This is a genomic window from gamma proteobacterium symbiont of Axiagastus rosmarus (genome assembly GCF_059730925.1).
The window spans coordinates 3,172,768-3,193,245 of the sequence record NZ_AP035925.1 but is presented as its reverse complement, the minus strand read 5'-3'; the positions used below and the strand labels follow the sequence as shown (position 1 = coordinate 3,193,245).

The following is a 20,478-nucleotide window of genomic DNA, read 5'->3' as shown; positions in this document are numbered from 1 at the left end:
AACGAGAGATTCCCCTGCAAAAAGCGTTGACGAGGGATGAGGCTGCCATTAATATGCGCCTCGTTCCCGACGGGGAACAAAGCGCGGAGCGGTAGTTCAGTTGGTTAGAATACCTGCCTGTCACGCAGGGGGTCGCGGGTTCGAGCCCCGTCCGTTCCGCCAATCTCTTTAAAGAAGCCGATGCAGCAATGCATCGGCTTTTTGCTTTTCTAAATCATACCCATCTGGCGTACGGTCGCCATTCATGGCGACCGCCAGCGCATTAATCCTTCTGTACCGCCACTTCCGCACGATAGGTGGCTTGCGGCACCTCACGTTCAGCGCGCGCCAGCCAGCGGTAGCAGCCAGCGCCCAGCGCCACGCCGATGAACCAGCTGAAGTTTGCCACCGCGTGCAGGGAAGGAATAAAGCTAATCACCAGGCAAATACCCACGGAAGGTAGCAGCGCAGCAATCGCTTTTGGATTGAAACCGCCGCGGTACCAGTAGCGGCCTTTTGGCGTATCGTTGAACAGGTCATCAACGTATACCTTGCTGCGTTTGATCAGGTAGAAATCGGCGATCAGAATGCCAAACAGCGGTCCGATAAATGATCCCAGCACATCCAGCGTGTAGTGAATCAGCTCTGGCGACTGGAACAGATTCCACGGCGTCAGCAGCACTGAACCCACGGCGGCAATCATGCCACCGGCGCGGAAGCTGATCTTCTGCGGTGAGCAGTTAGAGAAATCAAACGCTGGCGAAACGAAGTTCGCCACGATATTGATGCCGATGGTGGCGGTAATCATGGTCAGCAGCCCGATAGCGACCGCTACATCGTTGCCTACCATGCTCACGGTTTCAATCGGATCGGTGATCATTTTGCCAAACAGCGACTGAGTACCCGAGACGATGACCACGGTCACAATCGAAAACAGCAGGAAGTTGAACGGCAGGCCCCAGCGGTTGCCGCGGCGAATCTCACCCATGCTTTTGCCGTAGCGCGAGAAGTCACCAAAGTTGAGCAGCGGACCGGAGAAATAAGAGACCACCAGCGCGGTCGCGGTAATCATCTGCCAGGTCTGCTCGCCCGCGCTCAGTGATTTACTGGCGAGGGTGAAGGAGATACCGTCAAAACCGGTTTTGTATACAATCCAGCCCGCCAGCGCCACCATCACCACGTAGACCGCCGGACCGGCGATATCGATAAAGCGTTTAATCGCGCTCATGCCGTGCCAGAACACCATCGCCTGCAGCAGCCACATGACGCCGAAACAGCACCAGCCAAGCTGCGACAGGCCGAGCCAGCTGCTCTGCGTCATGCTGCTTAACGACGGATAGAACTTCAGCAGCACCAGCATCAGCGCATTCGCCGCCAGATAGGTCTGAATACCGTACCAGGCGAAGGCGATCAACCCGCGGATCACCGCCGGGATGTTGGCCCCGAACACGCCAAATGCCTGACGCGAAATCACCGCATAAGGCACGCCGGCCATCTGGCTCGGCTTCGCCACCAGGTTAGCGCACAGCTGCACGATACAAATTCCCACCAGCAGACACAGCAGCACCTGCCAGCTGGCCAGACCGAGGGTGAAGAAGCTGGCCGCCACCACATAGCCGCCCATGCTGTGCACGTCCGACATCCAGAACGAAAAAATGTTGTACCACGACCAGTTCTGGTTACGGGTCGGCGCCAGGTCGTCGTTACACAGACGCGGGCTGTAATGGGCGTTGGCTTCAGAGGCCACCGCAGAGGTCACTTCAGAATGATTTGGCATGAAACCTGCTCCTCTTAACTTCATGGAAAAATAATGACACCGTGAAACGGTATTGCAGGATCCAGGCCAGAATTGATTTCTTGTATACAAAAAATGAATTTCACGTATACGATGTCTGCATACAGTCACTTGCCGGAGCGGGTAATGAAGAGTGAAACAGGCCAGAAAACGGCTGCCGATCTGAATGACAGAGACGAACCTATCTATCAGGCGTTGCTGAACGCCATCGTGGAGCACCAGCTGCCGCCGGGCAGCAAATTGCCGGAAGAGGCGCTGTCGGAGGTGTTTGGCGTCAGCCGTACCGGCATTCGTAAGGTGCTGCAGCGCCTCGCGGCGGTGCAAATGATCACTTTGTCGCCCAGACGTGGTGCACAGGTGGCGACGCCGGGCGTGGAGGAAGCGCGCGACATCTTCGCCACGCGCAGCCTGCTGGAGTGCGCCAACCTGCCGGCGGTGCTGGCGCATCTGCAGCCGCCGCATCTCGCCGCGCTCAGTGGCTTAATTGCCGACGAGCAGCAGGCGCACCAGCAGCACGACGGGGCCGCCGCCATCCGTCTGTCTGCGGCTTTTCATATCCAGCTGCAGGCGATTTCCGGCAACCAGGTGCTGACTGACATGGTGACGCGCCTGACGCAGCGCTCCTCACTGGTGATCGCCGCTTACGGTGCACCGTGGCAGCGCGGCTGTCGTTGCGATCATCACGATCGGCTGGTGGATCTGCTGCGGCAAAACGATCTGCCGGCGTTAACCACGGCGCTGCAGCATCACTTCGAACATATCATCGCCAGCCTGCACTTTGAGCGCAGCGGCGAAACCCTGCCTGATTTCACCCGGTTATTTGCCGGTCATAAAGGAGCGGCATCATGAGCCTGATCCAGGTGATCAACCCGAATACCAGCGCCGCCATGACGGCGACCATCGGTGCAGCGGCGCGCGCCGTGGCCGCACCTGGCACGGAGATTGTGGCGGTGTGCCCGAGCGAGGGCGTGCCCTCCATTGAAGGACACTTTGATGAAGCGATTGCCGCGGTGGGCGTGCTGGAACAGGTAAAACGCGGCAAAGAGCAGGGCGTCAGCGGCCACATCATCGCCTGCTTTGGCGATCCGGGACTGCTGGCGGCACGCGAACTGGCGAACGGGCCGGTGATTGGCATTGCCGAAGCGGCGATGCACACCGCGACGCTGGTGGCGACGCGCTTTTCGATTGTCACCACGCTGCCGCGCACGCTGGTGATCGCCCGCCATCTGCTGCAGCAGTACGGATTCAGCCATCACTGTGCCGCGCTGCACGCTATTGATCTGCCGGTGCTGGCGCTTGAGGACGGCAGCGGCGTCGCGCAGGAGAAAGTGCGCGAGCGCTGCCTGCAGGCGAAACGTGAAGATGGCAGCGGGGCGATTGTGCTGGGCTGCGGCGGCATGGCGTCGCTGGCGCAGGATCTGACTAAAGAACTGGGCCTGCCGGTGATTGATGGCGTCAGCGCGGCGGTGAAAATGGTCGAGTCATTACTGGCGCTGGGCTTTGGTACCAGCAAACACGGCGATCTGGCTTACCCGATTAAAAAACCGCTCAGCGCGGCATTTCAGCACCTAAACTAAGGGCTGGTTGAGGACTGATGACAGGAACTTGCAGAATGAGTGATGTATCTGAAAAGAAAGAGTACAGCTTCAACAAAAATTATCCGCGCGATCTGATTGGCTATGCGGGCCAGCCGCCGCACGCGCAGTGGCCGGGTGAGGCGCGGGTGGCGGTGCAGTTCGTGCTCAATTATGAAGAGGGAGCTGAAAACAATGTGCTGCACGGTGACGCGGGCTCTGAGCAGTTTCTCTCCGACATCATCGGAGCCGCCAGCTATGCCGATCGCCACATGTCGATGGATTCCCTGTATGAGTACGGTTCGCGTGCCGGTTTCTGGCGCATCCATCAGGAGTTTCAGCAGCGCGGCCTGCCGCTGACCATCTTTGGCGTCGCGATGGCGCTGGCGCGGCATCCGCAGATTGTCGAGGCCATCAAAGCCGCCGATTACGATGTGGTCAGCCACGGCTGGCGCTGGATTCACTATCAGGGGATGGATGCCAAAACCGAGCGTCAGCACATGCAGCAGGCAGTGGACGTGCTCACCGAGTTATTCGGTAAAGCGCCCACCGGCTGGTATACCGGGCGCGACAGCCCCAATACGCGGCGGCTGGTGGTCGAGCAGGGCGGCTTCAGCTACGACAGCGATTACTACGGTGACGATCTGCCCTTCTGGACGCAGGTCACCTGTCAGGACGGCACGGTGAAGCCGCATCTGATCATTCCCTATACGCTGGAGTGCAACGACATGCGCTTCGCCACGCCGCAGGGATTCAACACCGCCGAGCAGTTCTATACCTATCTGCGCGATACCTTTGATGTACTGTATGAAGAGGGCGCGACGGCGCCGAAGATGATGTCGATTGGCATGCACTGCCGTCTGCTGGGGCGTCCGGGGAAATTCCGCGCGCTGCAGCGTTTCCTCGACCATATTCAGCAGCACGACAAGGTGTGGGTGTGCACGCGTCAGCAGATTGCCGATCACTGGATGAAGACGCATCCGGCTGCGTAAGCGGCCTTACCTTTCACGGATATCAGGTCGTTTTTGCCCTCTCTTGCCAGGAGAGGGCAACGCTCGCGCCTGCGTCAGCTCATCAAACTCACCTGCGCTGCCACGATGCGCCAGCCGCACGGCAGCCGTACCCAGGTCTGCTGCTGACGGCCGATCTTCTCTACGCCCTCGCGGGTGAACTCGGTGCTGCACACCGCATAGTCATCGCCAAAAGTGGTGATGACCGTATTGCGCAGCGTGCGATCGAGCCCCTTTGACGGACGCGCCGCGCGAAAGGCGCGAATCTCGTCAATCCCGTACAGATTCTCTCCCGCACCGAGTCGCACCGTACGCGCATCGTGCCAGAACAACTCGTCCAGCACGGCGACATCATTGCTCACCAGCGCCTGCTCGTAGCGGTAAAACGCGGCGGTGACTTCAGCCAGTATCGCCGGACGATCGATATGTTCAGGTGTCATCTTCAGGCATCCATAAAAGAGGTTTGTGGCAGCGTCACACCCTGCTGCTGCAGTGCCCAGGCGGCGCGCAGCGCCAGCTGTTCGTTAAACGGCGCAGCAATCAGTTGCAGGCCAATCGGTAAACCGCTGGCAGTGAGCAGCGGCACGCTACACACCGGTAGGCCGAGGAACGAAATCGGCTGCGTCAGCATGCCCATGCTGGCGCGTGTCGGCAAATCCTGACCGTTGATGTGAATGGTTTCCTGGCCGATGGTGGTGGCGGTACAGGGCGTGGCCGGGGCGATCAGCACGTCGTAATGGTCGAACAGCGGCAGCACCTGCTGCTGGAAGTGACGGCGGAAACGCTGGGCCTGCACATACCACGCGGCGGGCAGCATCGCGCCAGCCAGCAGGCGTTCGCGTGAATTCGGCTCAAAGCGTTCTGGCTGGGTGCGCAGAGCCGGCAGATAGTGATTGCCGCCTTCCGCCGCGGTCATGATAAACGCGGCCGAGCGCGCCAGTTCGGCCTGGGGCAGCATCACTTCTTCTGTCGCGCCGAGCGCGCGGGCCGCTACCGCCACCGCCGCGCGCGCCTCATCGCTGCACCAGTCAGCAAAAAAGCCGCCCAGCACCGCGCTGCGCAGCTTTTCGCTGCCAGCAGAGAGCCTGTCACTGACCGGTTCCGCAGGCCGCGCCGCCTGAAACGCATCGCTGGCGTCGCCGCCCTGCAGTGCATCGTAAACCAGACTCAAATCTTCCACCGAACGGGCAAACGGACCGATGTGATCGAGGCTGGCGACAAACGGATGGCTGCCGCTGCGCGATAGACGACCAAAGGTGGGTTTCAGGCCGAAAATGCCGCACAGCGAAGCAGGCACGCGAATCGAGCCGTTGGTGTCAGTGCCGAGTGAAAAGTGCACCAGCCCGGCAGCGACGGCTGCCGCGGAACCGCCAGATGAGCCGCCGGCCACGCGTGACAGATCGCGCGGGTTGCGCGTCGCACCATAATGGGTGTTCTCGGTGGTAAAGCCGTAAGCGTAGGCGTCCATATTCAGCATGCCGGAGAGCAGCGCGCCGCTCTGCTGCAGCTTAGAGACCGCCCACGCATCCTGCTGTGCCACCGGCCGCTCGCTGAACAGGCTGGCACCGGCAAGCGTGCTGTGACCGGCGACGTCAAACAGGTTTTTTACCGCATAGGGAATGCCAGCCAGCGCCGGCAGCGGCTCGCCGCGCTGACGCTGCTGATCCAGCCGGTCGGCTTCCCGCAGCATGCGCTGCGCGGTGACGGCGGTCCAGGCGTTGATGGCCGGGTTATGCTGTTCTATGGCGGCCAGCGTCTGTTGTGCGATGTCGCGCGCGCTGAGATCGCCCTGCGCCAGTGCCTGCTGCAGCTGGCTAATCGATAAGGCTGCCAGCGTCATGGATGAAACACTCCCGCCACTTCCAGGCGATCGTCCAGCGGCAGCGCCATCAGCGGCTGCGCCATCGCGGCGATACGGTTAAACTGCGTCAGCAGTTCGGCGCGGCGCGTGTCGTCCAGCTCCAGCGCCAGAATCTGTTCCATTTGGGCGATATAGGTTGCCCAGTCCGGTTGTACACTCATGATTGTCTCCGTTAAAAACCGGCAGCGCTGCCGTTGCTGCGCGGATCAAACGCGCCTTCCAGCATGCCATTGTTGTGTCTGACGATGGCGCCGGCGTGGCCCACCACTTCACTGTATTCAGCCAGCAGTTCGACTTCATGACCGAGCGCGCGCAGTTGCTGCACGGTTTCAGGCGCGATGCGCGCCTCCAGCTTGAGGGAGTCTGAGGATTGGCCCCAGGTGCGGCCAAGCAGCCAGCGCGGTGCGCTGACCGCCTGCTGCAGCGGCTGGCCCTGAATGACATAGCGGGTAAAGATCGCCGCCTGGGTTTGCGGCTGGCCATCACCGCCCATCGAGCCGTACACCAGCGTGCGGCCATCCTTCAGGCGCGCCGCCGCTGGATTGAGCGTATGGAACGGCTGTTTGCCCGGTGCCAGCGTCAGCAGGTGATCCGGCTGCAGGCTGAACGCCGCGCCACGGTTTTGCCAGGTAATACCGGTGCCGGGCAGCACGACGCCGCTGCCAAATTCGTGGTAAATGCTCTGGATAAAGGAGACCGCCAGGCCGCTGCTGTCCATCACCCCCATCCACACGGTATCGCCCGGTCCGCGTCCGGTGCCCCAGGGCGCGGCGCGATCGTCCTGCACCTGCGCGGCCAGCGTGCCAAGATGATCGGCATTCAGCAGCGACTGCACATCAATCGCCATGTGACGCGGATCGGTGATGTGTTGATCGCGCAGGGCAAAGGCCTGTTTGGTGGCTTCAACGATGCGGTGCACTGTCTGCGCTTCAGTGGCGTCGGTCATCGCCAGACGATCGGTGATCCCGAGGATCGCCAGCGATACCAGCCCCTGCGTTGGCGGCGTCATGTTCCAGATATCGCCTTCGCTGTGCGCGAGGTGCAGCGGCGTGCAGCGCCGGGCGCGCTGCCGGTGTAAATCGTCCAGCGTAATCGGCATGCCGAGCGCGCCCATTTCGCGCGCCAGATGGTGCGCCAGCTCACCGCGATAAAAGCTCTCCAGCCCTCGCTCGCTCAGCACGCTCAGCGTCTGCGCCAGCGCCGGCTGGGTAAAACGACTGCCGGCGGCGGGCGGTGCGCCATCAGGCAGAAAGGTGGCAGCAAAACCGGGCTGATGTTGCAGCTCATGCTGTTTTGCCGCCGTCGCTGCTGCCTGCGAGGCGGTGACCGGAATGCCATCGGCCGCATAGCGAATCGCATCGCGCAGCAAACGGCTCAGCGGCAGCGGCGTCGCGCCCAGTTCGTGCGCCAGCGTCAGCGCTTCCTGCCAGCCGCTGACGGTGCCGGCAACCGTCAGTGCCGCTTTAGGGCCGCGATGCGGAATATGGCTTTCACCGTGATAGAAGTCGGGGTGCGCCAGCGAACCGGCGGCGCCGCTGGCATCGATAGCAATCGGATCGCCACCGGGCGGCACCACCAGCCAGAAGCCGTCGCCGCCGAGGCCATTCATGTGCGGATAGACCACCGCAATGGTCGCCGCGGCGGCCACCATGGCTTCCAGCGCGTTGCCGCCTTCACGCAGAACCGCCAGTGCGCTTTCGCTGGCAAGGTGATGTGGCGTCACCGCCATGCCCATCGGGGCCATATTGCTTTGAATCATAATGAACTGTTCCCGGATTATTCTTTGGTAGCGGCGCGATTTGGCGCGCTGGATAGGGAAAACAAGCGCAACAAATTGCGCCGCTACCAGTCTGTACCAATGGTAAAGCAAGAGCCGTTCCAGTTTTGGTGTTACGCCAGCCTGGATCGATTTATGCTAGCTTGTGATGAAACGAAAGTTACAGGACCGATGATGAAACAGCTCGATGAACGCCTTCGCAGTCACTATCCGCAACTGTCGCCGCAGGAGCAGCGCATTGCTGACTTTGTGTTTGACCATTTTGATGATCTGATTAGCTATAACAGCGCTGAGCTGGCGCGGCTTAGCGGCGTATCAAAGGCCACGGTAAGCCGGCTGTTCAAACGCCTCGGCTATGAAAAATACAAAGACATGCGTGATGAGCTGCGCACCCTGCGCCAGAGCGGAATGCCGCTGACCGATAACCGCGATGCGGTGCAGGGCAATACGCTGCTGTCACGTCATTACAAGCAGGAGATGGCGAACCTGACGCAGTGGGTCAACAGCATTGACGCCCGGCAGTTTAGCGAGGTGATTGCCGCGCTGGGCGCCGCACGGCGGGTGTTCATCATTGGGATGCGCAACGCGTATCCGGTGGCGCTGCACCTGCGTCAGCAGCTGCTGCAGGCGCGCGCTCAGGTGCAGGTGTTGCCGCAGCCAGGCCAGACGTTGGGCGAAGAGCTGGTGGACATGACGCCGGAAGATGTGGTGGTGGTGATGGCGTTTCGCCGTCGGCCACGCATCATCCGTCCACTGATGCAGCAGCTGCAGCAGAGCGGCATCCCGGTACTGGTGCTGTGCGAACCGCAGGCGCAGGGCATTCTCACCCTGGCGCGCTGGCAGCTGTGCGCACCGCTCGACAGCGTTTCCGCCTTTGACAGCTACGCCTCGGCAATGAGCCTGATCAACCTGCTGGCCAACGCGCTGCTGCACGAAATGCTGTCGCAGGGGCGTCAGCGCATCCACCAGATTGCCGATCTTTACCAGCAGCTCGATGAGCTGGAACACCGCTAAAGGGCACCGTTTTGGTGCTTTGCACCTTTTTTGATCGCGCCTGCTAACGGGGTGATCCCCGTTATGATGCGCCCTTAACCGCCTTAAATCCTCCGCTTAGCCGCTGCGTTTGCTGCCCGTTGTGGTTGGCACATTAGTTGCAAATCAATTTATCAAGAATCTTTTGTTTCACAATTAACTCACCGGGGTGCATAATGAACAAAGTATTACTGGCAGTAGCAGGGGCAGCATTGCTGCTGGCGCAGGCAGGCAGCGCCATGGCCGATCAGCTGCAGGATATCCAGAAGCGTGGCGTGATTCGCGTGGCGGTGCCGCAGGACTTCCCGCCGTTTGGCTCGGTCGGTACCGATCTCCAGCCGCAGGGCTATGACATCGACATGGCGAAATACCTCGCGAAGCAGATGAAACTGAAGTTGCAGCTGGTGCCGGTGACCAGCGCCAACCGCGTACCGTATCTGCAGACCGACAAGGTCGACCTGGTGATCTCCAGCATGGGCAAAAACGCCGAGCGCGAAAAAGTGATCGACTTCAGCCGCGCCTACGCACCGTTCTTCCTCGGCGTGTTCGGCCCGAAAGGCGAGACGCTGAAAGATGCGGCGGCGCTGAGCGGTAAATCGATTGGCGTGACGCGCGGTGCGGTAGAGGACATGGTGCTGAGCGATGTCGCCCCGAAAGATGCTCAGGTGAAGCGCTACGAAGATAACAACACTACGCTGTCCGCCTATCTCTCCGGTCAGGTGCAGTATGTGGCCACCGGAAACCTGGTGGTCGCGGCGATTGCGCGGCAGAACGCGGAAAAAGCCCCGGTGCCGCAGTTTATGCTGAAAGATTCACCGTGCTTTATCGGCCTGAAAAAGAATGAGCCAGCGCTGAAAGAGAAAGTGAACGCACTGATTGAGCAGGGTATTAAAGACGGCACGCTGAACAAGCTGTCGGAAGAGTGGCTGAAAGCGCCGCTGCCTGCCAACCTCGGCGCATAACAGGAACGGCCAATGATTGGGCAACTTAACTTTGCAGATCTCTGGCCGCACTGGCCAGAGCTGCTGGCCGGACTGTGGGTCACGGTGCAGCTTACGGTGCTGGCGACGGTGGGCGGTGTCGGACTGGGTATTCTCGGCGCGGCGCTGCGCAGCGGCAAACCGGGCTGGGCCAGCCGCCTGTGGGGCATCTACGTCGAGCTGATTCGCAACACGCCGTTCGTGGTACAGCTGTTTTTTATCGTGTTTGGTCTGCCTAATCTCGGGCTGAAACTGACGGCCGGTGAAGCGGCGCTGCTGGCGATGCTGATTAACCTTGGCGCTTACAGCACTGAAATCATCCGTGCCGGTATCCAGGTCACGCCGCGCGGGCAGTGGGAAGCGGGGCGCGTGCTCGGGCTGAGCCGCACGCAAACCTTCATCCGCGTGGTGCTGCCGCCCTCGCTGCAGCGCATTTATCCGGCGCTGGTCAGCCAGTGCATCATTGTGATGCTCGGCTCGTCGGTGGTGTCGCAGGTCTCTTATGAAGAGCTGACGTTTGCCGCCAACCTGATTCAGTCGCGCACCTTTTTGAGTTTTGAAGTCTATCTGGTGACCACGCTGATCTATCTGGCGTTGTCGATTGCCATGCGTCAGCTGCTGCTGGCGCTGGGTCGCAAATGGTTTGGAGCGCAGCCGGCATGACAACGTTTACTGACTGGGACATCCTGCGCAACCTGCTGCTGGCGGCGCGCTGGACGATTTTGCTGTCGCTGGTGGCCTTTTTCGGCGGCACGCTGGTGACACTGCCGCTGCTGTTTCTGCGTCTGCTGCAGCGGCGCTGGCTCACCCGCCTGATTCGCTGTTATACCGAGCTGTTTCAGGGCACGCCACTGCTGATGCAGCTGTTTCTCGCCTTCTTCGGCGTCGGCCTGTTCGGCATCGACGTGGCGCCCTGGACGGCGGCGTCACTGGCGCTGACGCTGTATACCAGCGCGTTTTTACTGGATATCTGGTACGGCAGCATTCGCGCGCTGCCAAAAGGGCAGTGGGAAGCGTCGCGCTGCCTCGGCCTGAACTTTGGCCAGACGCTGTATCGCGTGGTGGCACCGCAGGCGATCCGCATCGCCATCGCGCCGACCGTTGGCTTTGCCGTACAGGTGATCAAGGGCACCGCGCTGGCATCGATTATCGGCTTTGTCGAGCTGACCAAAGCCGGCACCATTCTCAACAATGTGACGTATCAGCCCTTCAAGGTGTTTGGCCTGGTGGCGCTCGGTTACTTCCTGATGTGTTATCCGCTGTCGCGTTACAGCCAGTACCTGGAGAAAAAATTCAATGCCGCTCATCACCATTAATCAGGTCCAGAAGTACTACGGTGATAACCACGTACTGAAAGGGGTCGATCTGGATATCGACAACGGCGAAGTGATCTCCATCATTGGCCGCAGCGGCTCCGGTAAAAGTACCCTGCTGCGCTGCATGAACGGGCTGGAAGGTTATCAGGAAGGCAGCATTAAACTGGGCGGCATGACGATTACCGATCGTGAATCGCAGGCGCGTGAAATCAGCCGCTCGGTGGGCATGGTGTTTCAGAACTTTAACCTGTTTCCGCACATGACCGCGCTGGAAAACGTGATGCTGGCACCGCGCCGCGTGCTGAAAAAGAGCGAGGCGGAGTGCCGCACGCTGGCCACGCAGATGCTGGAAAAAGTCGGGCTCGGCGAACGCCTCAATTACTACCCGGCCAACCTGTCGGGCGGTCAGCAGCAGCGCGTGGCAATTGCCCGCGCGCTGGCGATGCAGCCAAAAGTTTTACTCTGTGACGAAATCACCTCGGCGCTCGATCCGGAGCTGGTGGGTGAAGTACTGAAAGTGCTGGAGCAGCTGGCCGCCGAAGGCATGACGCTGATTCTCGTCACCCATGAAATGAACTTCGCCCGCGACGTGGGCGACCGCGTGGTGTTTATGCATCAGGGACGCGTGTGGGAGCAGGGCGACAGCAAAACGCTGTTTGCACATCCACAAACCGCCGAGCTGAAGCAGTTTATTTCGACCGTGCGTCTGTAACCGAACAATAAGGAACCCCTCATGGATATCAGCCAGTTCTCGCAAATCAATCCGCCACAGCGTCTGCTGATGGGACCGGGCCCAATCAACGCCGACCCGCGCGTGCTGCGCGCCATGTCGAGCCAGCTGCTTGGGCAGTACGATCCGGCGATGACGCACTATATGAACGAGGTGATGGCGCTGTACCGTGGCGTATTCCGCACTGAAAACCGCTGGACCCTGCTGATTGATGGCACCTCACGCGCCGGTATCGAATCCATCCTGCTGTCGGCGATTCGTCCGGGCGATAAAGTGCTGGTGCCGGTGTTCGGCCGCTTCGGCCATCTGCTGTGCGAAATTGCCCGTCGCTGCCGCGCGGAAGTCCATACCATCGAGGTGCCGTGGGGCGAGGTATTTACCCCGGATCAGATCGAAGATGCGATCAAAAAAGTCAAACCGCGCCTGCTGCTGACGGTGCAGGGCGATACCTCAACCACCATGCTGCAACCGCTGGAGCAGCTCGGTGCGATTTGTCGCCAGTACGGCGTGCTGTTGTACACCGATGCCACCGCATCGCTGGGCGGCAACCCGCTGGAAACCGATGCCTGGGGGCTGGATGCGGTCTCTGCCGGCATGCAGAAATGCCTCGGTGGTCCGTCCGGCACCTCGCCGATCACCCTGAGCCCGCAAATGGAAGCGGTGATCCGTCAGCGTAAGTGCGTGGAGCAGGGCATACGTACCGACGCACATCAGGATGGCGACGACGAGATGATCTACTCCAACTACTTCGATCTCGGCATGATCATGGATTACTGGGGACCGGAGCGGCTCAACCATCATACCGAAGCCACCTCGGCGCTGTTTGGCGCACGCGAATGTGCCCGTCTGATCCTGCAGGAAGGGCTGGATAACGGCATCGCGCGCCACAAGCTGCACGGTGATGCGCTGCTGAAAGGCATTCAGGGCATGGGGCTGGAAACCTTTGGCGATCTCAGACACAAGATGAATAACGTGCTTGGCGTGGTGATCCCGCAGGGCATCAACGGCGACCTGGTACGCAAATTGATGCTGGACGATTTCGGCATTGAGATTGGCACCTCGTTCGGTCCGCTGCACGGCAAAGTGTGGCGCATCGGCACCATGGGCTACAACGCGCGCAAAGATTGCGTGATGCTGACGCTGAGCGCGCTGGAGTCCGTGCTGAATCACGTCGGTTTCCGCACCACTCAGGGCGCGGCGCTGCAGGCTGCCTGGGACCACTACGGGAGCCACGCATGAGTCATAGCCTGATGAGCGCCGGTGAGGCGCAGTCAGCGGCGGCGCGGGTGATGGCGCGCTGTGACGCGCTGGCAGCAATCAGTGAGAGCGAAGAGGGGCTGACCCGCGTCTATCTGTCGCCGGAGCAGGTGCGCGCCAACGCGCGCGTTGCTGAGTGGATGCAGGCGGCAGGTATGCATACCTGGCAGGATGCGGTCGGCAATATCTGCGGTCGCTATGAAGCGGCGGAGCCGGGCGCACCGGCGCTGCTGCTCGGCTCGCACCTCGATACCGTGCGCAACGCCGGACGCTACGACGGTATGCTGGGCGTGCTCAGCGCCATCGAAACCGTACAGTGGCTGCACGACCATCAGCAACGCCTGCCGCTGGCGATTGAAATTGTCGGCTTCGGCGATGAAGAGGGCACGCGCTTTGGCATCACGCTGCTCGGCAGCCGTGGCCTCACCGGCAGCTGGCCGGAAAGCTGGGTGTCGCATCCGGACGGCAACGGCATTACGGTGGCGCAGGCGATGCAGGACCTCGGCCTGGACGCGGCGCTGATCCCGCAGGCGGCACGTGAGGTAAGCGACATTGTGGCTTATCTCGAACTGCACATTGAGCAGGGACCGTGCCTCGAACAGGACGATCTGGCGCTTGGCGTGGTGGCAGCGATTAATGGCGCGCGCCGTCTTAACTGCCGCTTTGTCGGGGAGGCCGGTCATGCCGGCACGGTGCCGATGACGCACCGCAAAGACGCGCTGGCAGCAGCGGCAGAGTGGATGGTGTTTGTGGAACAGGCCACGCAGGATCAGGATGCGCAGCTGGTGGCCACAGTGGGCACGCTGAGTTGTCTGCCGGGCGCCGTTAACGTTATCCCCGGCGAGGTGCAGCTGTCGCTGGACGTGCGCGGACCGCAGGATGAACCGCTGGAACGTCTGCTCTCCAGCCTGCTGACCCAGGCGGAAGCCATCGCGCTGCGGCGCGGGCTCAGCTTCAGCGCTAACGAGTACTATCGCATCGCGGCCACCGCCTGTGATACGCGGCTGCAGCAGGCGCTGAGCCATGCGGTAGAAACCGTGCAGGGGCGCAGTCTGGCGCTGCCGAGCGGAGCCGGTCACGACGCGATCGCGATGGCTGAGCGCTGGCCGGTGGGCATGCTGTTTGTGCGCAACCATCGCGGTATCAGCCATCATCCGGCGGAATCGGTGCAGGTGGCCGATGTGGCGCTCGGCGTGCAGGCCTATCTGCAGGCGGTATGCGATCTGGCGCGCAGCTAAAGGAGCCGCGAAATGGATCTGAACGATTTTAATCAGGCGAGCGTCGCGCAGGCGCAGGCGGCGATTGCCCACTGCGTGGCGATTCCCGCCTGGCAGCAGGCGCTGGTGGCGGCGCGGCCATTCGCCAGCCTGACGGCGCTGTACACCACGGCGCAACAGCTGGCGCTGGCGTGGCAGGGCGACGCCTTGCAACAGGCGCTGAGCGCCCATCCGCGCATCGGCGAAAAAGCGCAGGGCGCGGGTAAAGAGGCCGCGCTGTCGCAGCAGGAACAGGCAGCGATGCAGCAGGCTAACGGTGCGCTGCAGCTGGCGATGCTGGCCGGTAATGAGCGCTATGAGCAGCGCTTCGGCCGGGTGTTTCTGATTCGCGCCAAAGGGCGCAGCGGTGAACAGATGCTGGCGGAATTGCAGCGCAGGCTCAACAATGATGAAGAGACCGAGCAGCAGGAAGCGCTGGCGCAGCTGCGGGAAATTACCCTGTTACGGCTTAAGGAGAGCATTACATGAGCACCATCACCACCCATATTCTCGACACCGCGCTGGGCAAACCGGCGATTGGCGTCGCGATGTCGCTGGAGCAGAACAGCCCTGAGGGCTGGCTGCCAGTGGCCGAGGGCGAAACCGACAGCGACGGGCGCATCAAAGATCTCACGCCTGAACCGCTGGCGCCGGGCCACTATCGCTTAACCGCGGAGATCGGTGACTATTTCGCCGCCGACGGGCGTGATGCGCTGTATGTGAGCGCGCAGATTGATTTTGTGATTGGCTCCGCCGGCAGCCATTATCACCTGCCGTTCCTCATTTCCCCGTGGTCGTGGTCGACTTACCGCGGAAGTTAATCCAGGTCGCCATCAATGGCGCCCCTGTAAAAATCGTTATGCGGTTCCGTAGGGTGCGCATTCATGCGCACCGGTATAACCCGATCCATCATGAGGTGGACATCTGCGCCCTGAAATTCGTGCTCTCTATCACAAACCTCGCGCTTGAAAGCCAGTAACTATCAAAACCTTCGGTCCATCCAAATATATTCTGCAACACGGTGCGGTTATCTTAACCGGACAACGTGAAGCCAATGGAGCCGAGAAATGAGCACGCCCGAAAATAATGATAATGCAGCCGCCTCAGGAAAATGCCCCTTTCATCATGGAGCATCGGAAGAGAAAAGCGTTTTAGCGCGTGGCGCCGGAAGCGGGACCACTAACCGCGACTGGTGGCCAAACATGCTGCGCGTCGATCTGTTAAACCAGCATTCCAGCCGTTCTAACCCCCTCAGTGACAATTTCAACTACCGTGAAGAGTTCAGCAAACTGGATTACGCCGCGCTGAAAGCCGATATTCGTGCGCTGCTGACCGATTCGCAATCCTGGTGGCCTGCCGACTGGGGCAGCTACATCGGCTTGTTTATCCGTATGGCATGGCACAGCGCCGGCACCTACCGCACCATCGACGGTCGCGGCGGTTCCGGGCGTGGTCAGCAGCGCTTTGCGCCGCTCAACTCCTGGCCGGATAACGTCAGCCTCGACAAAGCGCGTCGTCTGCTGTGGCCGGTGAAACAGAAGTATGGCCAGAAAATCTCCTGGGCGGATCTCTACATTCTTGCCGGTAACGTGTCGCTGGAAAACGCCGGCTTCCGTACCTTTGGCTTTGGTGCCGGTCGTGAAGATGTCTGGGAACCGGACATGGACGTGGACTGGGGACATGAGACCGAATGGCTGGCGCACCGCCATCCGGAAAGCCTGGCAAACGCGCCGCTCGGTGCGACGGAAATGGGCCTGATCTACGTGAACCCGGAAGGTCCGGAAGCCAGCGGCGATCCGCGCTCGGCGGCCCCGGCGATTCGCGCTACCTTCGGCAACATGGGCATGAACGATGAAGAGATCGTCGCGCTGATTGCCGGCGGTCACACGCTGGGTAAAACGCACGGTGCCGCTGCGGCCAGCCACGTGGGCGTCGATCCGGAAGCTTCGCCGCTGGAAGCGCAGGGTCTGGGCTGGCACAGCAGCTACGGCAGCGGTGCTGGTGCTGATGCCATCACTTCCGGTCTGGAAGTGGTATGGACGCAAACCCCAACGCAGTGGAGCAACTACTTCTTCGAGAACCTGTTCAAATATGAGTGGGTACAAACGCACAGCCCGGCGGGCGCGATTCAGTTCGAAGCGGTTGATGCCGAAGCGATTATCCCGGATCCGTTCGATCCAGAGAAAAAACGCAAGCCGACCATGCTGGTCACCGACCTGACGCTGCGCTTCGATCCGGAGTTCGGGAAGATTTCGCGTCGTTTCCTCAACGATCCGCAGGCGTTCAACGAAGCCTTCGCCCGTGCCTGGTTTAAACTGACGCACCGCGATATGGGACCAAAAGCGCGTTACCTCGGTCCGGAAGTGCCGAAGGAAGATCTGCTGTGGCAGGATCCGTTACCGCAGGCCACGCATCAGCCGACGCCGGATGACATCACCGATCTGAAAGCGAAAATTGCCGCTTCGGGTCTGAGCGTCAGCCAGCTGGTCTCTGCGGCCTGGGCGTCCGCTTCCACCTTCCGTGGCGGCGACAAACGCGGCGGCGCGAACGGTGCCCGTCTGGCGCTGGCACCGCAGAACGGCTGGGCGGTCAACGCCAGCGTCACCCGCGATGTGCTGCCGGTGCTGCAGAAGATTCAGCAGGAGTCAGGTAAAGCGTCGCTGGCGGATGTGATTGTGCTGGCGGGCAGCGTCGGGATTGAGCAGGCGGCAGCAGCGGCAGGTGTCGCAGTGCAGGTGCCGTTCACGCCGGGCCGCGTAGATGCGCGTCAGGACCAGACGGATGTCGAGTCATTCAACGTACTGCAGCCGCTGGCCGATGGTTTCCGTAACTATCGCCGCGTACAGGGCGGTTCTTCCACCGAAACCCTGCTGCTGGACAAAGCGCAACAGCTGACGCTGAGCGCGCCAGAGCTGACGGTACTGCTGGGTGGTCTGCGCGTGCTGGGCACCAACTTCGACGGCAGCGCGCACGGCGTGTTTACCGATCGCGTGGGCGTGCTGAGCAACGACTTCTTCATCAATCTGCTGGATATTCGCACCGCATGGCGCGCCACCGATGAGAGCGCTGAGCTGTTCGAAGGCCGCGATCGTCAGAGCGGAGAAGTGAAGTACAGCGCCACCCGCGCCGATCTGGTGTTTGGTTCTAACGCCATCCTGCGCGCGCTGGCGGAAGTTTACGCCAGCAGCGATGCGAAGCAGAAGTTCGTTAACGACTTCGTGGCCGCCTGGACCAAAGTGATGAACCTCGACCGGTTCGATCTGTAATCCCCTGAGCCGCAGCGTCATGCGCTGCGGCTCATTCCTGCTTATGCCTCACGAAATGCCTCAAACGGCAGATTAAAGCGTCGCGCCAGCGCCGCCTTATGCTTATCCGTTAATCTGCGCTCGCCTTTCAGAATGCGATTCACATACGAACGCTGACCGATTTCTGCCACGAAAGAGGATTGATTCAGACCGTGCTGGTCCATCAGTACCCGCAGCAGCGCCACGCCGCCCGGCAGCGCCTGAGTGCGTGCATTAAACGCGGCGAATTCCGCTGCGGTTTCTTCATACTTCGCGACTTTAACGGCCAGCATCTCGATCAGCGGATGCCCCGGCTGATGCTCAACCAGGTATTCCACCAGTTCAAGCGCCTGTTCATAATCGGCTCTGGACTGACTCCCGCCCAGCAGCGGCACGGCTTTAATCAGATTGTTGGAGGCCTGAATCGCTTCGCTAAACACTTTCCTTGAGATAATGTGCATCATTCCCTCGAACTGTTCCAGGGTGGAAACATTGTAACGCACAACATAGAATGTTTCCACACAGGAAACAACAGGGCAGGAGGAGATATGGAAGCCGCATCGCAGGGATGCGGCTAAAAGATTACTTCAGCGTATATTCATCGGCGTCGCGCCAGGCCGGGAAGCGTTCGCGATAGTCCTGCAACGCTTCCAGTGATAACTCGGCGTCGAGGCGCGCGCGGGCGAAGGGTTCAGCGGCCGCGAGGATCTCACCCTGCGGCGAGATGATCCGGCTGTCGCCGCTGTATTGATGCTGATTGCCGTCACTGCCGACGCGGTTACACCCGGCTACATAGGCCTGATTCTCAATGGCGCGCGCCAGCAGCAGCGCCTGCCAGTGCAGCGCGCGCGGTGCCGGCCAGTTGGCGACGTACAGCGCCAGATCGTAATCATTCTGGTTGCGCGAAAACACCGGGAAGCGCAGGTCGTAGCAAATCTGCGGCAGAATACGCCAGCCGCGCCAGTTGAACACCTCGCGCGTTTCACCGGGCACATAGTGCTGGTGCTCACTGGCCATGCGGAACAGATGGCGTTTGTCGTACTGGTGCAGCGTGCCGTCGGGCTCCACCAGCAGGAAACGGTTTACCGCGCCCTGGTCGCTCTGAATCGCCGCGCTGCCGCCGACCAGGGCATTCAGGGCTTTGGCATGACCGTGCAGCCACGCCACTACCTGTTCCTGCGGCAGCGAACTGGCCGCCGCCTCCATGGCGAAGCCGGTGGTAAACATCTCCGGCAGCAGGATGACATCGCGGCCCGTCATGCCCTGCAATACCTCATCAAAATGGCGCAGGTTGGCCGCGCCATCCATCCAGCTCAGGGTTTCCTGTAATACGGTAAGTTTTAAAGCTGACATAAACGCTCCGCAGCGGCGTCGAGCGTCGCTTCCTGTTTAGCAAAGCACAGGCGAATGAGCTTGTGCGGGAAAGGGTCCGCGCAGAACACCGACAGCGGAATCGCCGCCACGCCTACTTCGCGGGTTAACCACTGGCAGAAACTGACATCATCCAAATCGGAAATGGCGCTGTAATCCACCAGCAGGAAATAGGTGCCGGCGCACGGCAGTACCTTAAACCGGCTGGCGGCCAGCGCCTGCATCAGACGGTCACGCCGGGCGCGGTAGAAGGCCGGCAGCTCATCAATATGTTCCGGCTGCTGGCGCAGCATATCGGCAATCGCCAGCTGCGCCGGGGTATTCACTGAAAAGGTGAGATACTGATGCACTTTGCGGATTTCGGCGCTGATCGCCGCCGGAGCGATGCAGTAACCCACTTTCCAGCCGGTCATATGAAAGGTTTTGCCGAAGGATGAGACTGCGATGGCGCGCTGACGCAGGTCGGCATGTGCCAGCACGCTGGCATGGCCCTGCTCATCAAAACAGATGTGCTCATAGACTTCATCGCTGAGCACATAAATTTCCTGTCCGGCGATCGCCTGCCACAGCGCGGCGTAGTCGCTGGCGTGCCACACGGTGGCGGACGGATTATGCGGCGTGTTGACGATCACCAGCCGGGTGCGCGCGCTGAGCAGGCTGCTGAAGGCCTGCCAGTCGACCTGAAAAGCGGGCGGCTGCAGCGCGATGCGTTTCAGCACGCCGCCAGCCAGCTGAACTGCCGGCGCATAGCTGTCGTAGCTGGGATCGAAGCAGATCACCTCGTCGCCCGGCCGCACCAGCGCGGTGATCGCGGCATACAGCGCTTCGGTTGCGCCCGCCGTCACGGTGATGTCGCTGTTGATATCCGGCCGATGACCGTACATGTCTGCGGTTTTATCGGCGATTGCCTCGCGCAGCGGCAGGGTGCCAATCATCGGCGCGTACTGGTTAGCGCCTTCGCTGACGTGATGTGCCAGGCGCTGCTGCAAATAGCGCGGGCCGTCAAAATCGGGAAAGCCCTGTGACAGGTTGATGGCGTTGTGCTGGGCGGCGAGGGCGCTCATTTGGGTAAAAATGGTGGTGCCGAGCGCCGGTAGTTTGCTCTCGGGGATCAGGTTGGGCTGCGTCATTATCGGGTGCCTTAAGCGCGAATGTCGTTGCGGAGTAACCTTGTGCTGCAGCCACTATAAACAGGATGTTAACACTTGGCAATCGAGACGCTTAGACGTCTAAACGTAGCTGGCACACACGCTGAG

The 20,478-nt window shown here is 60.9% G+C and carries 21 protein-coding genes and 1 tRNA gene; 14 read left to right on the top strand and 8 right to left on the bottom strand.

Annotated features, from left to right (window positions below):
- Nucleotides 1-85 precede the first annotated feature (85 nt).
- Nucleotides 86-162 (top strand) — tRNA-Asp (locus AC6I8F_RS15195).
- 100 nt (nt 163-262) lie between these two features.
- Here the strand turns inward: AC6I8F_RS15195 and AC6I8F_RS15190 are convergent.
- Nucleotides 263-1,756 carry an NCS1 family nucleobase:cation symporter-1 gene (locus tag AC6I8F_RS15190; RefSeq protein ID WP_104092601.1) on the bottom strand — a complete coding sequence of 498 codons (1,494 nt, stop codon included), beginning with the start codon at nt 1,754-1,756 and terminating at the stop codon, nt 263-265.
- 144 nt (nt 1,757-1,900) lie between these two features.
- Between AC6I8F_RS15190 and AC6I8F_RS15185 the strand changes: the two genes are divergently transcribed.
- From AC6I8F_RS15185 to puuE, 3 genes are read left to right on the top strand one after another with little or no spacing between them, the layout of a single operon-like run.
- On the top strand, nt 1,901-2,623 hold the full coding sequence (locus AC6I8F_RS15185; RefSeq protein WP_498001406.1) for a GntR family transcriptional regulator: 723 nt from the start codon (nt 1,901-1,903) through the stop codon (nt 2,621-2,623).
- Nucleotides 2,620-3,351 (top strand): allantoin racemase, encoded by a 732-nt coding sequence (gene hpxA, locus AC6I8F_RS15180; RefSeq protein WP_132466310.1) that lies wholly within the window; start codon nt 2,620-2,622, stop codon nt 3,349-3,351. The genes AC6I8F_RS15185 and hpxA overlap by 4 nt, the downstream gene beginning before the upstream one ends.
- A 35-nt stretch (nt 3,352-3,386) precedes the next feature.
- Complete coding sequence (gene puuE / locus AC6I8F_RS15175) at nt 3,387-4,340, top strand: allantoinase PuuE (RefSeq protein WP_021507302.1); 954 nt, start codon at nt 3,387-3,389, stop codon at nt 4,338-4,340.
- A 74-nt stretch (nt 4,341-4,414) separates the two neighbouring features.
- On the opposite strand, the gene hpxZ is transcribed toward puuE, so the two are convergent.
- The 4 genes from hpxZ to AC6I8F_RS15155 are packed head-to-tail and all read right to left on the bottom strand — an operon-like array spanning nt 4,415 to nt 7,978.
- Nucleotides 4,415-4,798: an oxalurate catabolism protein HpxZ gene (gene hpxZ / locus AC6I8F_RS15170; RefSeq protein WP_058769325.1), complete on the bottom strand. Its 384-nt coding sequence runs from the start codon at nt 4,796-4,798 to the stop codon at nt 4,415-4,417.
- Between the two features lie 2 nt (nt 4,799-4,800).
- Nucleotides 4,801-6,198: an AtzE family amidohydrolase gene (locus AC6I8F_RS15165; RefSeq protein WP_498028193.1), complete on the bottom strand. Its 1,398-nt coding sequence runs from the start codon at nt 6,196-6,198 to the stop codon at nt 4,801-4,803.
- Nucleotides 6,195-6,380 carry an oxalurate catabolism protein HpxX gene (gene hpxX / locus AC6I8F_RS15160; RefSeq protein WP_498028192.1) on the bottom strand — a complete coding sequence of 62 codons (186 nt, stop codon included), beginning with the start codon at nt 6,378-6,380 and terminating at the stop codon, nt 6,195-6,197. Before hpxX ends, AC6I8F_RS15165 begins: the two co-directional genes overlap by 4 nt.
- 11 nt (nt 6,381-6,391) lie before the next feature.
- Complete coding sequence (locus tag AC6I8F_RS15155) at nt 6,392-7,978, bottom strand: gamma-glutamyltransferase family protein (RefSeq protein ID WP_498028191.1); 1,587 nt, start codon at nt 7,976-7,978, stop codon at nt 6,392-6,394.
- A 192-nt stretch (nt 7,979-8,170) separates the two neighbouring features.
- On the opposite strand from AC6I8F_RS15155, the gene hpxU reads away from it, so the two are divergent.
- From hpxU to katG, 10 genes are all read left to right on the top strand, one after another.
- A complete protein-coding gene (hpxU, locus tag AC6I8F_RS15150; RefSeq protein ID WP_021507298.1) occupies nt 8,171-9,010 on the top strand; it encodes a MurR/RpiR family transcriptional regulator HpxU in 840 nt (279 codons plus the stop codon).
- Nucleotides 9,011-9,204: 194 nt separating this feature from the next.
- The gene (locus AC6I8F_RS15145) at nt 9,205-9,990 is read left to right on the top strand and encodes a transporter substrate-binding domain-containing protein (protein WP_031279673.1); all 786 of its coding nucleotides are present in this window, start codon (nt 9,205-9,207) and stop codon (nt 9,988-9,990) included.
- A gap of 12 nt (nt 9,991-10,002) precedes the next feature.
- Nucleotides 10,003-10,671, top strand: coding sequence for an amino acid ABC transporter permease (locus tag AC6I8F_RS15140; protein ID WP_021507296.1), 669 nt, complete (start codon nt 10,003-10,005; stop codon nt 10,669-10,671).
- Nucleotides 10,668-11,324: an amino acid ABC transporter permease gene (locus tag AC6I8F_RS15135; protein ID WP_021507295.1), complete on the top strand. Its 657-nt coding sequence runs from the start codon at nt 10,668-10,670 to the stop codon at nt 11,322-11,324. The genes AC6I8F_RS15140 and AC6I8F_RS15135 overlap by 4 nt, the downstream gene beginning before the upstream one ends.
- Entirely contained in the window at nt 11,305-12,036 is a 732-nt protein-coding gene (locus AC6I8F_RS15130; protein WP_104189162.1) for an amino acid ABC transporter ATP-binding protein, read from the top strand. Before AC6I8F_RS15135 ends, AC6I8F_RS15130 begins: the two co-directional genes overlap by 20 nt.
- Nucleotides 12,037-12,057: 21 nt before the next feature.
- Complete coding sequence (locus AC6I8F_RS15125; protein ID WP_058776023.1) at nt 12,058-13,293, top strand: pyridoxal-phosphate-dependent aminotransferase family protein; 1,236 nt, start codon at nt 12,058-12,060, stop codon at nt 13,291-13,293.
- Entirely contained in the window at nt 13,290-14,549 is a 1,260-nt protein-coding gene (gene hpxK, locus AC6I8F_RS15120; RefSeq protein ID WP_498028190.1) for an allantoate amidohydrolase, read from the top strand. Before AC6I8F_RS15125 ends, hpxK begins: the two co-directional genes overlap by 4 nt.
- Before the next feature lie 12 nt (nt 14,550-14,561).
- On the top strand, nt 14,562-15,056 hold the full coding sequence (gene uraD, locus AC6I8F_RS15115) for a 2-oxo-4-hydroxy-4-carboxy-5-ureidoimidazoline decarboxylase (RefSeq protein ID WP_021507291.1): 495 nt from the start codon (nt 14,562-14,564) through the stop codon (nt 15,054-15,056).
- Nucleotides 15,053-15,388, top strand: coding sequence for a hydroxyisourate hydrolase (uraH, locus tag AC6I8F_RS15110; protein ID WP_021507290.1), 336 nt, complete (start codon nt 15,053-15,055; stop codon nt 15,386-15,388). The genes uraD and uraH overlap by 4 nt, the downstream gene beginning before the upstream one ends.
- Before the next feature lie 246 nt (nt 15,389-15,634).
- Nucleotides 15,635-17,833: a catalase/peroxidase HPI gene (katG, locus tag AC6I8F_RS15105; RefSeq protein WP_498028189.1), complete on the top strand. Its 2,199-nt coding sequence runs from the start codon at nt 15,635-15,637 to the stop codon at nt 17,831-17,833.
- A gap of 41 nt (nt 17,834-17,874) precedes the next feature.
- Here the strand turns inward: katG and AC6I8F_RS15100 are convergent, their stop codons facing one another.
- From AC6I8F_RS15100 to AC6I8F_RS15090, 3 genes are all read right to left on the bottom strand, one after another.
- Entirely contained in the window at nt 17,875-18,315 is a 441-nt protein-coding gene (locus AC6I8F_RS15100) for a helix-turn-helix domain-containing protein (RefSeq protein ID WP_498028188.1), read from the bottom strand.
- 118 nt (nt 18,316-18,433) lie between these two features.
- On the bottom strand, nt 18,434-19,204 hold the full coding sequence (locus tag AC6I8F_RS15095) for an amidohydrolase (protein WP_282995765.1): 771 nt from the start codon (nt 19,202-19,204) through the stop codon (nt 18,434-18,436).
- Nucleotides 19,192-20,352: a pyridoxal phosphate-dependent aminotransferase gene (locus AC6I8F_RS15090; RefSeq protein ID WP_498028187.1), complete on the bottom strand. Its 1,161-nt coding sequence runs from the start codon at nt 20,350-20,352 to the stop codon at nt 19,192-19,194. Before AC6I8F_RS15090 ends, AC6I8F_RS15095 begins: the two co-directional genes overlap by 13 nt.
- Nucleotides 20,353-20,478: the final 126 nt, after the last annotated feature.